Origin of the sequence: Bifidobacterium moraviense, from assembly GCF_012932365.1 — a bacterium.
GTDB classification, from domain to species: Bacteria; Actinomycetota; Actinomycetes; order Actinomycetales; family Bifidobacteriaceae; genus Bifidobacterium; species Bifidobacterium moraviense.
Window position 1 is genome coordinate 44,677 of sequence record NZ_JAAIIH010000005.1, and the last position, 12,310, is coordinate 56,986.

At 69.5% G+C, this 12,310-nt stretch carries 11 protein-coding genes and 1 other RNA gene; 2 read left to right on the forward strand and 10 right to left on the reverse strand.

Annotated elements, in window-relative coordinates; genetic code table 11:
* Positions 1 to 97: 97 nt before the first annotated feature.
* Positions 98 to 775, reverse strand: coding sequence for a ribosome hibernation-promoting factor, HPF/YfiA family (gene hpf / locus G1C96_RS04880; protein WP_169275535.1), 678 nt, complete (start codon positions 773 to 775; stop codon positions 98 to 100).
* Positions 776 to 954: 179 nt separating this feature from the next.
* Here hpf and rnpB point away from each other — a divergent pair.
* An RNA gene (rnpB, locus tag G1C96_RS04885) (RNase P RNA component class A) lies at positions 955 to 1,323 on the forward strand.
* Positions 1,324 to 1,446: 123 nt separating this feature from the next.
* Here rnpB and G1C96_RS04890 read toward each other — a convergent pair.
* From G1C96_RS04890 to miaB, 9 genes are all read right to left on the reverse strand, one after another.
* Complete coding sequence (locus G1C96_RS04890) at positions 1,447 to 2,103, reverse strand: regulatory protein RecX (protein ID WP_417852169.1); 657 nt, start codon at positions 2,101 to 2,103, stop codon at positions 1,447 to 1,449.
* A 173-nt stretch (positions 2,104 to 2,276) separates the two neighbouring features.
* Positions 2,277 to 3,383 (reverse strand): recombinase RecA, encoded by a 1,107-nt coding sequence (gene recA / locus G1C96_RS04895; RefSeq protein ID WP_169275536.1) that lies wholly within the window; start codon positions 3,381 to 3,383, stop codon positions 2,277 to 2,279.
* 238 nt (positions 3,384 to 3,621) lie between these two features.
* Positions 3,622 to 3,870, reverse strand: a complete 249-nt coding sequence (locus tag G1C96_RS04900; RefSeq protein WP_169275537.1) for a DUF3046 domain-containing protein — start codon at positions 3,868 to 3,870, stop codon at positions 3,622 to 3,624.
* A 27-nt stretch (positions 3,871 to 3,897) separates the two neighbouring features.
* On the reverse strand, positions 3,898 to 4,410 hold the full coding sequence (locus tag G1C96_RS04905; RefSeq protein WP_240945110.1) for a helix-turn-helix domain-containing protein: 513 nt from the start codon (positions 4,408 to 4,410) through the stop codon (positions 3,898 to 3,900).
* Between the two features lie 92 nt (positions 4,411 to 4,502).
* Positions 4,503 to 5,036 carry a CinA family protein gene (locus G1C96_RS04910; RefSeq protein ID WP_169275539.1) on the reverse strand — a complete coding sequence of 178 codons (534 nt, stop codon included), beginning with the start codon at positions 5,034 to 5,036 and terminating at the stop codon, positions 4,503 to 4,505.
* Positions 5,037 to 5,104: 68 nt separating this feature from the next.
* On the reverse strand, positions 5,105 to 5,815 hold the full coding sequence (gene pgsA / locus G1C96_RS04915; RefSeq protein WP_169275540.1) for a CDP-diacylglycerol--glycerol-3-phosphate 3-phosphatidyltransferase: 711 nt from the start codon (positions 5,813 to 5,815) through the stop codon (positions 5,105 to 5,107).
* 121 nt (positions 5,816 to 5,936) lie between these two features.
* Positions 5,937 to 8,756 (reverse strand): FtsK/SpoIIIE family DNA translocase, encoded by a 2,820-nt coding sequence (locus G1C96_RS04920; protein ID WP_169275541.1) that lies wholly within the window; start codon positions 8,754 to 8,756, stop codon positions 5,937 to 5,939.
* Positions 8,757 to 8,820: 64 nt separating this feature from the next.
* The gene (miaA, locus tag G1C96_RS04925) at positions 8,821 to 9,846 is read right to left on the reverse strand and encodes a tRNA (adenosine(37)-N6)-dimethylallyltransferase MiaA (RefSeq protein ID WP_169275542.1); all 1,026 of its coding nucleotides are present in this window, start codon (positions 9,844 to 9,846) and stop codon (positions 8,821 to 8,823) included.
* A complete protein-coding gene (gene miaB, locus G1C96_RS04930; RefSeq protein WP_169275543.1) occupies positions 9,830 to 11,290 on the reverse strand; it encodes a tRNA (N6-isopentenyl adenosine(37)-C2)-methylthiotransferase MiaB in 1,461 nt (486 codons plus the stop codon). The genes miaA and miaB overlap by 17 nt, the downstream gene beginning before the upstream one ends.
* A 118-nt stretch (positions 11,291 to 11,408) precedes the next feature.
* Here miaB and G1C96_RS04935 point away from each other — a divergent pair, with 118 nt between their 5' ends.
* Positions 11,409 to 12,152, forward strand: coding sequence for a GTP pyrophosphokinase (locus tag G1C96_RS04935; protein WP_169275544.1), 744 nt, complete (start codon positions 11,409 to 11,411; stop codon positions 12,150 to 12,152).
* The last annotated feature ends 158 nt before the right edge of the window (positions 12,153 to 12,310 follow it).

Consider the following 12,310-nt stretch of genomic DNA (forward strand, 5'->3'; position numbering starts at 1 on the left):
ACGCATGGGTCCCGCGCATCGCGGTGATGCGCGGGACCCATGCGTGTCGGTTGCGTGTCACGGGACCGGCCTCGTCAGCCGGCCGCGGGACGACGGATCAGGCCTCGGCCTTCTTGACGTTCTCCGGGGTGTCGATCTCGAACACGCCGTAGCTCCAGCCGTGACGGTGGTAGACGACGGACGGGCGACCGGTCTCCTTGTTCACGAACAGGAAGAAGTCATGGCCGATGAGCTCCATCTCGTACAGCGCCTCGTCGATGCTCATGGGCTCGGCGATGTGCAGCTTGCGGCGGATGACGATGGGGGTGTCGCCCACCTGCACCTCGACGGACTCGCCGGGACCCAGATCGGACGCCACGGCCGCGGCCGGGCTGTTGTTGGGCTCCTCCTCGGCCTCCTCGGGCTCCTCCGCCTGCGGCTCCGGGGTGACGACGCCCAGATCCACCGGGACCGGGTTGGTGTAGCCGCGGCGATGGTCCTTGCGACGGTCGCGCGTGCGGCGCAGACGCAGGGTGAGCTTGTCGAGCGCCATGTCCAGCGCGCTGAACTCGTCGGTGCTGGAGGCCTCGGCGCGCACCACGGTGCGTCCCGCGATGATGGTGATCTCCACGCGCTTGGCCGTGTCGGCCTGGCTCGGGTTGCCCTCGTGGGTCAGCACGATCTGCGCACGCTGGGCATCGGGAGCGATGGTGGTCACACGATTCATCTTGCTTTCGACGACATCACGGAACCTCTGCTTGACCTGAGTGTGACGTCCGGTAACGACGATTTCCATGTGGACCTCCCTTATGCTCAAGCGGTGTGAGCCGCTGTGTGTGCCGGATCAGCGTCTTCGCGTCCGGGTAGTGCCAATTGTAATCGAACCGGAGGTAAACAACGGTATAACTCGCTGAATTTCTTCCCGGAACATGATGGGAATTCCGTTGGCCGGTGCCTCTGATAGGCTTGTGCGTTCGAGACCCCTTGATGGCCGCGGTCCGGAGCGATCCGGACTGAGGAACTTCCGGGCTCCGCAGAGCACGATGGCGGATAACGTCCGCCCAGGGTGACCTGAGAGATAGCGCAGCAGAGAACAGACCGCCTCCCGGCTCCGGCCGGGCGGTAAGGGTGAAACGGCGGTGTAAGAGACCACCGGGCCTCCGGCAACGGCAGGCCGCATGGCAAGCCTCATCGGGAGCAAGGCCAAGCAGAGGACCATCGGGTTGCTCGCCCGCGTCCTCGGGTAGGCTGCTAGAGCCTGGCGGCGACGTCAGGTCGAGATGGATGGCCATCCGCATCGCTTCGGCGATGCGACAGAACCCGGGGTATAAGGGGTCTCACCTCATTCTTTGAATCCGCGGCGTCATGCCATGACACCGTTTCCGGTCCATATATCCGACCCGTCGCCCCGTTCGCGCCGTCGCGACGTCGACGGGCATCGTCGCGAACCGGCTGTCCGCGACGCGTTCAGACGAAAAGCTCCTGCGCGATCCTGCGCAGCGTCTCGGCGTCGTGCCCCTTGCGCCCGCCCGCGGCCCACAGCCGGCGCAGCCGCGCCGCGCGTTCCAGCCCCTCGGTCCTGCACGCGACCTTCCGCCCGAGCTCCCATGCGGCATCCTCGAACACGCCGTCGGACTCCGCCTCGGCCACGACCCTCGAGGCGACGTCCCTTGCGACGCCTCTGCGCAGCAGCTCCTCGAAGGCGCCGCGCGACCCCATGTCCCGCCCGGCGCAGTGCCGCGTCACGTCGCGGGCGTAGGCCAGATCATCGATCAGCCGCACCTGGACGAGTCGCTCCACCACCGCGTCCGCCACGGGCGCGGCGTAGCCCTTGTCCGTCAGCCGCCGACGCAGCGAACCCGAGGAGCGCGCGGCCGCGTCCAGCAGCCGCAGGGCGGCTTCCCGGCACGCGTCCTCGTCAGCCGGATCGAACGCGTCAGCCGGATCGAACGCGTCGGCCGCATCGGGGAAGGAAGCGACCGCACGGTCGACGGCGCGCCGCCGACCGGATCTCCGCATGCCGGTGCCACGTCGCGCGGAACCACGCCGCGCGACGCCGACGTACGGACCGTCATCCGCCCGGTCGGCGTCGGAGATCCCGAATCCACGGACGCCGCAATGCATCTCCGAGTCATGCATCCCCTCGTCACGCATCACCGCGTTGGGTACCCCTTCGCCGCGCGCCCCGTCCTCGCCCGGTCCGCGACCGCGATCCCCGTCGAATCGCATGGCGGAGCCGGGGACGGAATGAGCGGGGTCGGGAACGGGATGGGCGGCGAGGAACTCCTTCGCGTCGATCATGCCTGCGGCTGTTCGGCCACGGCCTCGGTCTCGGCCGCATCGCCGTCCACGGACGCGTCGGCCTCGGCCGCCTCCGGATCCTCGAGCAGGCCGAACCTGATCTTGATCTGATCCTCGAGGCGGTGGCGGACCTCCGGATTGTCCTTGAGGTACTGACGCGCCTTCTCGCGTCCCTGACCGAGCTGGCCGTCCTCGTACAGCAGCCACGAGCCGGACTTCTTGATCAGGCCCACCTGCTGGCCGAGATCGAGGATCGACCCCTCCTCGGAGATGCCCTGACCGTAGAGCATGTCGAATTCGGCGACCTTGAAGGGCGGGGCCATCTTGTTCTTCACCACCTTGACCTTGGTGCGGTTGCCGATGGGCTCGTCGCCGTTCTTGATGGTCTGGATGCGGCGGATGTCCAGTCGCACCGAGGCGTAGAACTTCAGGGCCTTGCCGCCGGTGGTGGTCTCGGGGTTGCCGAAGAACACGCCGATCTTCTCGCGCAGCTGGTTGATGAAGATGGCCGTGGTGCCCGCCTGCGACAGCGCGCCGGTCATCTTGCGCAGCGCCTGGCTCATGAGCCTGGCCTGCAGGCCGACGTGGCTGTCGCCCATGTCGCCCTCGATCTCCGCCTTGGGCACCAGCGCCGCCACGGAGTCGATGACGATGACGTCCAGCGCGCCGGAGCGGATGAGCATGTCCGCGATCTCCAGCGCCTGCTCGCCGTTGTCCGGCTGGGAGACGATGAGCTGGTCCGTGTCCACGCCGAGCTTGCGCGCGTACTCCGGGTCGAGCGCGTGCTCGGCGTCGATGAACGCCGCCACGCCGCCGGCGCGCTGGGCGTTGGCCACCACGTGCAGCGCCAGCGTGGTCTTGCCCGACGATTCGGGGCCGTAGACCTCCACGATGCGCCCCTTGGGCAGACCGCCGATGCCGAGCGCCATGTCCAGCGCCAGGGAACCGGTGGGGATGACCTCCACGTTCTGCGGGGGCTTGTCCCCCAGACGCATGGCCGACCCCTTGCCGAAGCTCTTCTCCACCTGCGCCAACGCGGTGTCCAGCGCGGCCCTGCGCTTGTCCTGCACGGACTGTTCCTTGCTGTCTGTCTGCTGTGCCATCCGGCGCTCCTTACGTTCGTGTCCAACAACCGTACGATCACGGTACGGTCGCTCCGCGCGGCGGCACAACCCCGACGGATGCATGTGGTCGAATGTGCCCCATCCACCGCTCGTTCGGGCGTGTCGCACGCGGAGTTATCCACATGTGGACGTCTGAGGCATCACTATACACAACACTACGAACATTTGTTCGAACGGACACGCCGGACCGCGGCGCCGGCGACGCGAAAGCGGCGGCTCAGGCGCGCCACCCGTACGGCTTGGGCGGCGCGACATGATCGTCTCCCCTGCCCCATCGTCTGGCGTCGGGCACGTCCATCTGATCGCACAGCACGTTCCACACCGTCCGCGGCTCCTCGCCGGCGGCGAGCGCCTCGACGACGGTCATCGACCGCAGCGCCGCCAGACGCTGGTCATGGGCGAGACTGCGCCCGTACGAACGGCCGAACACCTCGTCCAGCAGCTCCCAGAATTCACGTTCCTGCATGGGACCACACCCTAGCGGACGCCGCCGTCAGTCCTCCATGGACTCGATGTAGTCGGCCACCATGCGCAGCATCTGCGGCGTGCTCACGCCCAGCGACTCGGCGATGGAGCTGAGCAGCTCGGAGCTGGCCTCCTTCTGGCCGCGCTCCACTTCGGACAGGTATCCCAGGGACACGCCGGCCTTCTCCGACACCTCGCGCAGCGTCTTGCGGTCCTTGGTGCGCAGGTCGCGCAGCACGTGGCCGATCGCCTCGCGCAGCGACAGCGTCTGGCCGCGGCGACGTCCCCGACGCGTCTCGGGCTCCTCCGTGCGAACGTCGTCGCGAGGTTCCTCCTCGCGCATGCGCCCCAATGCCGCCTCGCGCTCGTCCCTGGCCTTCCGGGCCGCCTTGGCGCGCAGGATCTGCTGCTGGGCGAACATCACGGCACGCTGCTGCGCCGGCGTGAGGCTGCGCACGCGGGCGCCCGTCTCCCGCGGCACCGGGGTCACCGTGGGGACCAGCACCGTCTCGTCGCCGCGGATCGCGGCCGTCTCGGTCATCGTCATAGCAAGCCCTTTCTCGATTCGAACTACTGCGTTCAACCGATGTCCGGCGGCCATTATTCCCCGGGTGAACGCCGATGTGGCGCACGTCACAGACGGATGCGCGGCATCGCCTCGGACAGGTGCCGCAGCACGTGCAGCACCGTGCCCAGCCGCACGTCCTCGCGCGATCCGCCCAGATGCAGCTCGTAGGTGCTCGTCTCCGGCCCGGATGCACCGGGCAGCGCGATGCCGACGTACACCAGTCCGGCGGGCTTGTCGCCGTCCGGGCCGGGCCCCGCCACACCGGTGGTGGACAGGCCGATCACGCGCCCCGCCTTGCCGGGCACGCCGTACAGACGCGCCGTGCCGGCCGCCATCTGCGCCGCCACCGGGGCCTGCACCGCGCCGCCCGCGGCCAGCAGCCCCGCGTCCACGCCGAGAACCGCCGCCTTGGCCGCGATGTCGTAGGTCACCGCCGAGCCGAGGAACACCCGGGAGGCGCCGGGGATGCGCACGAAGGCGTCCGCCAGCAGCCCTCCGGTGAGCGACTCCGCCGCGGCGACGTACACCCCCCGTCGCCCGCACATGTCCAGGATCGTCGCCGCCAGCTCGTCGCGGCGGGTCTGCGCGTCATCCGTCATCGGAACCTCCTCGGAAGGAACATTCGCCGGCGACGCCGTGCCGTCCGGCGCTATCATGCCTTCGACCGTCACCGCTCCGCGGCGGCTCGGTCGCCCCTCGCCGTCCACGCCCTGACCGCGTACTCCACGCCCGAGTAGACGCACAGCGCCAGCGCCACGTACAGCATCGCGTAGGCGAGGACGTAGTAGACCCTCACGTATTCCGCGGGCAGGAGATCGGGCTGTGCCGCGGAGGCCCCCAGAGCGAGGAACGGCGCGAGCAGCATGGTCAGCGAGATCGACTGGAACAGCGTCTTGAGCTTGCCCGGCCACGCCGCGGCGATCACCTTCCCGCCGCCGTCGATGACGGCGAGGCGCATCACGGTGATGCCGATCTCGCGCACCAGGAACAGGGCCGTCACCCACCAGGCCACCTCGCCGAACACGGACAGCACGATCAGCGCGGAGAGCATGAGCAGCTTGTCCGCGATGGGATCCATGAGCTTGCCCAGCTCGGTGACCGCGTTGGTCCTGCGCGCCAGCCAGCCGTCGAGCTTGTCCGTGCAGGCGGCCACCAGGAACACCCCGGCCGCGGCCCAGCGCAGTCCCAGACGTCCCGCGTCCGCGACGCCCGGCGTCAGCGCGCCGCCCAGCGAGGGCATGTCGGCGCTGGGCTGGGGGCCGGCCATCGCGAGCAGCACGATGAACGCCACCACCAGCGCGATGCGCGCGTACGTCACCAGATTCGGCGCGCTGTTCCAGCCTTCGAACAGCGACTTCTTCGTTTCGCGCTCGTTCACGGAGCCTCCCTGCCTTGCATAGCCTTGCGTAATTCCGACACAGGTCCGCAGCACTGTGCGTTTCAAACGTACCGCGTGCGCGGCCCGCGCGTCGCGCGCCGTGTCGCCGCGGCGGGCTGCGTCACGCGTCCTCCCCGCCCGCGTTCGCCGGCGACGTCTCGAGCGAGCTCGTCTCGCCGCGGATGAAGGCGAGCACCGCCTGCAGATCCTGCGGCTGCACGAGTACCTCGCGCGCCTTGGAGCCCTCGGACGGACCCACCACGCCGCGCGACTCCAGCAGGTCCATGAGGCGGCCCGCCTTGGCGAAGCCCACGCGCAGCTTGCGCTGCAGCATCGACGTGGAGCCGAACTGCGAGGTGACCACCAGCTCGGCGGCCTGCAGCAGCAGGTCCATGTCGTCGCCGATCTCCTCGTCGGGCTCGAGCGCGCTCTTCTCCGCCTCCCGGGCCATCTGCTCGATGTCCTCGCGGTAGTGCGGCTTGCGCTGCGTGCGCACGAACTCCACGGCCTTGCGGATCTCCGATTCGCTCACCCAGGAGCCCTGCACGCGCAGCGGCTTGGCCTCGCCCATCGGCAGGAACAGGGCGTCGCCCTGGCCGATGAGCGTCTCGGCGCCGGTGGTGTCGAGGATGACGCGCGAATCGGTGGCCGACGACGTGGCGAACGCGAGCCTCGAGGGGATGTTCGCCTTGATCAGGCCGGTCACGACGTCGACGGACGGGCGCTGCGTGGCGAGCACGAGGTGCACGCCCGCGGCTCGCGCCAGCTGCGTGATGCGCTGGATCGAGCTTTCCACGTCGTTCTTGGCGACCATCATGAGGTCGGCCATCTCGTCGACGACCACGAGGATGTACGGGTAGGGCGCCACCTTGCGGTTCGATCCGGCCGGCGCGTGCACCTTGCCGGCGCGCACGGCCTCGTTGAAGTCCTTGACGTGGCGGAATCCGAAGAACTCCAGATCGGAGTAGCGCGAGTCCATCTCCTTGACCACCCATTCCAGCGCCTGCGCGGCCTTCTTGGGGTCGGTGATGATGGGCGTGAGCAGATGCGGGATGCCCGCGTACGCCGAAAGCTCCACGCGCTTGGGGTCCACCATGATCAGGCGCACCTGCTCGGGGTTCGCGCGCATGATGATCGACGTGAGCATGGAGTTGATGAAGCTCGATTTGCCGGAGCCGGTGGCGCCGGCGACCAGCAGGTGTGGCATCTTGGTGAGGTCCGCGGTGACGAAGTGGCCCTCCACGTCCTTGCCGATGCCGGTGAGCATCGGGTTCGGGTCGTTCATGGCCTTGTCGCTCCGGAGCACGTCGCCCAGATGCACGATCTCGCGGTCCTCGTTGGGGATCTCGATGCCGATGGCCGACTTGCCGGGGATCGGCGAGAGGATGCGCACGTCGGAGCTGGCGACCGCGTAGGCGATGTTGCGCTGCAGGTTGGTGACCTTCTCGACCTTCACGCCGGGGCCGAGCTCCACCTCGTACTGGGTGACCGAGGGGCCGCGCAGGAAGCCGACCACCTTCGCGTCCACGCCGAACTGCTGGAACGTGGACGTCAGGGCGCGGATCACGCGGTCGTTGGCGGGCGTGCGCGCCTGATGCGGCTGGCCCTTGACGAGGATGCCCAGATCGGGCAGATGGTAGGCGGCGTCCGGATCGTCCGGCGCGGCGTCGTAGGCCGATTCGTCGGGCGAGGCGCCGCCCGCGGCGTCCGCGGCGGCGGATGCGGCGGCCGGCGCGGCGGAGACGGATCCGGCGACGGGAGGCTGCGCGGCGTCGATGTCCCACGGGTCGCCGCCCGCGGCGGGCGCGGGCGGCGGCGCGGAGGCGGAGGACACGCTTCGCGTCTGGCGCGCGGCGGGCGTCGGCGCGGGATCCGCCGCGGCGGCGGGCTGCACGCCGTAGCCGTCGGGCAGCGCCGACGTGGCCATGCGCGGCGACGCCGGCATCCGATCCGACGACGCATGCGGTTTGAGCAGCGAGGTCTCGGCGGCCTCGCCGTGCCGGCGGGCGGCGCGGTCGAACGCCTGATCGCCCTCGTAGCGGTCCAGCGAACGGTCGTCGTCGGCGTCGCGGCGACGGAACAGCCCGGCGAACCGGTCCAGCCACGAGCGGCGGCCCGGCGCGGCTTCCGTCCCCTCGTCCTCGCCGTCGTGCGCGGGCACGCCGTCGGCGAGCGCGAGGGTCGTGTCGCCCACGCGCACCTCGTTGGGGAACTGGTCGTCGTCCGCGGCGTCGCGGCCGTCCCGCGCGCCGTCGCCGGCGCCCACGCCCTCGCGGATCCGGTCGGCGAGTTCGCGCGCCTTGTCCGGCAGGTCGGTCACGTGCGAGCGGGTGATGAGCAGCAGCGAGAACAGCGCCATCACCACGAACACCACGATCGCGAACGCCTTGGAGAGTCCCCATGCCAGCGGCGACCCCAGCACGAAGCCGAGCAGTCCGCCGGTGCGCTGCAGCGCGCCCAGATCGAAGCCGCGCACGTCGGACGCGCCGGCGGCGTCGATGATCGAACAGACCGACCACAGCAGCAGCACCCAGCCGCTCACCACGCGGGGGTTGTCCGACCCCTTGCCCGAATTGCGCATGAGGCGGATCGCCACGATGATCAGGATCACCGGCAGCACCACGCTCATCACGCCGAGCGCCGCGGACGCCACGGCGTGCAGCGCCAGTCCCAGGGCGCCCTGCACGCGCACCCATTCGCTCGCCACCAGACATATGGCGAGCACGATGAGCACGAAGCACAGGCCGTCCCGGCGGTACACCGGGTCGTACTCGCCCACGCCAGTGAGCGATCGCACCAGCGCGCCCAGCTGCCGCGGGACGAACAGCAGCGCGCGCTTGCCGAGCGTCTCCTCGGCCTGCGCGCGGGACGACGCGGCGCCGCCCTTGCGCTTGGCCGCGTCCCCGCTCCCCTTCTTCGATGATGATGCTTCTCGTGCCATAACGTCTCCCTAGCGTACCGGTCCGTGCGGTCCGCGCGTCGATGCTTCCGGCCGGCGGGCGGTTCTATGCTCCGACGTCGCCGAGATGGTGCTGCACGTAGTCGTCCGCGCGCGCGTCGATCGGATCGTAGTCGCCGGCGTCCGCGTGCGCGATCACGGCCATCGCGTTGTCCACGAGCGCCGGGTTGAGCGCCTGCAGCCAGTGGATGCGCGGGTCGCGTCCGAACCATCCCATCTGCTTGCGCGCCAGACGCCGCGTTTTCTGCGCCACGTCGGCGAACGCCTCGTCCTCGTCCACGAGCCCGTCGAGCACGTCGATCATCTGCTGGTAGCCGAGCGCGCGGCCCGCGGTGAAGCCGAGCCGGGGACGCAGGCGCCGCACCTCGTCGAGGAACCCCTCGTCGCGCATCCGCGCCGTGCGCAGCGCGATGCGGCGGTCCAGATCGGCGCGGTCCAGATCGAGGCCGATCTGCACGGACGGGATCACGTACCGGTAGCGCGGCAGCGTGGATGAGTACGGGCGCCCGGTCAGCTCGATCACCTCGAGCGCGCGGATCGTGCGCCTGGGGTTGCGCGGATCCATGTGGGAGGCGGCCTCCGGATCCTTCTCGCGCAGCTCGTCGAACAGCAGCCCCGGTCCCTCGGTCTCGGCCCGTCGCTCCAGCCGCTCGCGGATCGCCGGATCGGTGCCGGGGAACGAGATGTCGTCGATGGCGGCCCTGGCGTACAGCCCGGATCCACCCACGAGGATCGGACGGATCCCGCGCGAGCGCAGATCGCGGATGCAGTCGCGCGCCAGCGTCTGGAACCGCGCCACGCTCATCGCGTCGTCCGGTTCGATGACGTCGATGAGATGGTGCGGCACGCGCGCCCGCTCCTCGGCGGACGGCTTGGCGGTGCCGATGTCCATGCCCTTGTACATCTGGTAGGCGTCGGCGTTCACGATCTCGGCGCGCTCCCCGCGCGCGGACAGCCGTTCGGCGATCGCGATGCCGAGCCCCGTCTTGCCCGAGGCGGTGGGGCCCACGATCGACACGACGCGCGGTCCGGAGACGCGCCCGGAAGTCCCCTGCTCAGCGGCGCACGACATACGTCTGCCCCGCCTTCGGATCCGGATCGGCGATGAGGTTGTGCCCCGCCGCGTGCGTGACCGTGGCCGTGACGAAGTCGCCCACCCGCGGCTCCGGGAAGCCCTCCGGCACGCCGATGTGCACCAGCACGCCCGTGCGCTCGCGCCCGGTGACGCGCTTGGTGGCCGCATCCTTCTTGCCCTGCGCGCCGGTGATCATCACCTCCACGTCACGCCCCTCGAACCGACGCAGCCCCTCCTCGGTGATGCGGGTCTGCAGCGCCACGAGACGGTCGAAGCGCTCCTGCACCACGGCCTTGGGGATCTGCTCCATCGCCGCGGCCGGCGTGCCGGGGCGCGGCGAGTACTCGAACATGAAGGCGGACGAGAAGCGCGCCTGCTCCACCACGCGCATCGTCTCCTCGAAGTCCTCGTCCGTCTCGCCGGGGAACCCCACGATGACGTCCGTGGAGATCTGCGCGTCCGGCATCGCGGCGCGCACCCTGCCGAGGATGTCCATGAACCGCGCGCTGCGGTAGCTGCGGTGCATGGCCCTGAGGATCCGGTCCGAGCCGGACTGCAGCGGCATGTGCAGCTGGTGCATGACGTTGGGCGTCTCGGCCATCGCCGCGATCACGTCGTCGGTGAACGCCGCCGGATGCGGCGACGTGAAGCGCACGCGCTCCAGCCCCTCGATCTCGCCGCAGGCGCGCAGCAGCTTGGAGAACGCGTAGCGGTCGCCCATCGCGTAGCCGAACGAGTTGACGTTCTGCCCCAGCAGCGTCACCTCCTTCGCGCCCTCGTCCACGCAGCGGCGGATCTCCGAGAGGATGTCGCCCGGACGGCGGTCGCGCTCGCGGCCGCGCGTGGTGGGCACGATGCAGAACGTGCACGTGTTGTTGCAGCCCACGGAGATGGACACCCACGCGCTGATCTTCGACGCGCGCGCCGTGGGCAGGTCGCTGGGGAACGTCGTCAGCGTCTCGCTCACCTCGGTCTGCGGCTTGCCTGTCACGCGGTTCTGCTCCAGCAGGCGCGGCAGGCTGCCAATGTTCTTGGTGCCGAACACGGCGGCCACCCACGGGTCGCGGCGCGCGATGCGCTCGCGGTCCAGCTGCGCCATGCAGCCGCCCACCGCGATCTGCAGGTTGGGGCGGGCGTACTTGTAGCGCATCCACCGTCCGATCGTGCCGTACATGCGCTCGGCGGCGTTCTCGCGCACGGCGCACGTGTTGAGCACCACCAGATCCACGTCGAAGTCGGCCGCCTGCTCCTCGGTGGCGGCCACGTAGCCGTCCGCCTCGAGCACGCCGGCGATGCGCTCCGAATCATGCACGTTCATCTGGCATCCGAGCGTGTGAATGGCGAACACGCCCTTGCCGCGGCCGCCCGCACGCGCCGCGGGGTCGGCGGCGTCACTCGTCTTCGAGGCGCGCTCCGCCTCGGTCATCATCGCTTCATCCATAATGGCCCATCCTATCCGCCGGGCTTGTCAGCGCCGTCGGCGTGCGGCCGCGGCCTCCCCGCCGTCTCGCCGGACGCTCCCAGCCTTCGCTCAGGATCCGGGGCTCCCTCCCGTTAGAATGGATGCCGTGATTCTAGACCGACACAGCCGCATCAACACCTCCGAAATCCAGGCCCGACTGAAGACCATCGACCTCGGCGATCAGCGCTTCGACATGGACGAGGTCGGCAGGTTCATCGACATGATGCAGGTGTACGAAGGCGCCATGTACGAGATCAGCACCAAGCTGGAGATCCTCGACGACGAGTTCCAGGTGCGGTTCGCGCACGACCCGATCCACCACATGGAGCGCCGGCTCAAGTCCGTCAACTCGATCATCGGCAAGCTCGACCGCAAGGGGCTGCCCGTGACCGTGAAGTCGGTGCGCGACAACCTCTTCGACGTGGCCGGCATCCGCGTGATCTGCAACTACCGCGACGACGTATACTCCGTGTCCAACTACCTGTCCGCGCAGTCCGACATCCAGGTGCTGCGCGTCAAGGACTACATCAAGAACCCCAAGGTGAACGGCTACCGCTCGCTGCACGTCATCTACGCCGTGCCGGTGTTCCTCTCCTCCGGCCCGCACTACACGCCCGTGGAGGTGCAGTTCCGCACCATCGCCATGGACTACTGGGCCAGCCTCGAACACGCGCTGCGCTACAAGACCGACCTGCCGGACGCCAAGCTCAGCGAGCATTCGCAGACGCTGCTCGACTGCGCGCGCAGCCTGCAGAACATCGAAGTGCAGATGCAGAACATCCACCGCGACATCAACGGGGCGCCCCGCATGGAGGGGCAGTCGCCGGCGACGGACGCCTGATTGGCTGTTCGTTCGACGGTGACTTCCGGACGCTCCGCGCGCATGGAGTCCGCGACACGCTCAAGGCCGCTCGGCCAAGCCTACGGTCGCGGACTCCATGCGCGCTCCGGTCCTCGAGCGGGCGCACGGTGACGGTCACTCGCGCGTCCGCGCGTGCA

What these genes read in the sequence shown, in the direction of transcription:
- hpf (WP_169275535.1), bottom strand. Translation starts at nt 775, where the DNA reads ATGGAAATCGTCGTTACCGGACGTCACACTCAGGTCAAGCAGAGGTTC.
- G1C96_RS04890 (WP_417852169.1), bottom strand. Translation starts at nt 2,103, where the DNA reads ATGCATTGCGGCGTCCGTGGATTCGGGATCTCCGACGCCGACCGGGCG.
- recA (WP_169275536.1), bottom strand. Translation starts at nt 3,383, where the DNA reads ATGGCACAGCAGACAGACAGCAAGGAACAGTCCGTGCAGGACAAGCGC.
- G1C96_RS04900 (WP_169275537.1), bottom strand. Translation starts at nt 3,870, where the DNA reads ATGCAGGAACGTGAATTCTGGGAGCTGCTGGACGAGGTGTTCGGCCGT.
- G1C96_RS04905 (WP_240945110.1), bottom strand. Translation starts at nt 4,410, where the DNA reads ATGACCGAGACGGCCGCGATCCGCGGCGACGAGACGGTGCTGGTCCCC.
- G1C96_RS04910 (WP_169275539.1), bottom strand. Translation starts at nt 5,036, where the DNA reads ATGACGGATGACGCGCAGACCCGCCGCGACGAGCTGGCGGCGACGATC.
- G1C96_RS04920 (WP_169275541.1), bottom strand. Translation starts at nt 8,756, where the DNA reads ATGGCACGAGAAGCATCATCATCGAAGAAGGGGAGCGGGGACGCGGCC.
- miaA (WP_169275542.1), bottom strand. Translation starts at nt 9,846, where the DNA reads ATGTCGTGCGCCGCTGAGCAGGGGACTTCCGGGCGCGTCTCCGGACCG.
- miaB (WP_169275543.1), bottom strand. Translation starts at nt 11,290, where the DNA reads ATGGATGAAGCGATGATGACCGAGGCGGAGCGCGCCTCGAAGACGAGT.
- G1C96_RS04935 (WP_169275544.1), top strand. Translation starts at nt 11,409, where the DNA reads ATGGATGCCGTGATTCTAGACCGACACAGCCGCATCAACACCTCCGAA.